The 258-nt window shown below is 41.9% G+C and carries 1 protein-coding gene; it reads left to right on the forward strand.

The features are described 5' to 3' along the window. Nucleotides 1-258: hypothetical protein (locus tag R2R70_RS21315; protein ID WP_410979097.1), on the forward strand; the 258-nt coding region annotated here is incomplete at both ends.

The following is a 258-nucleotide window of genomic DNA, read 5'->3' on the forward strand; positions in this document are numbered from 1 at the left end:
TCAAAAGAAGTAGCTCTTGAAACAGCCACTACGATTATCAATAAGCCAATTGTAGCAAAATACAATGAGGTTGATTCCATTGGAACAGCAACTGATTCATTTGGGTCTCACGAGATGTATTTAAGCACTGATAAACACGGTGATTTAGAGGTGAAGATGGATACCGCAGCAATCGGTGTTTTCACAAGTGAGGGCTACATCATGGAAATGGTAGGCTCTAACGGAGAAAAGACTGAAGTGCTCGCTGCTGATGCCATT

This window comes from Cobetia sp. SIMBA_158, assembly GCF_046566945.1.
GTDB classification, from domain to species: Bacteria; Pseudomonadota; Gammaproteobacteria; order Pseudomonadales; family Halomonadaceae; genus Cobetia; species Cobetia amphilecti.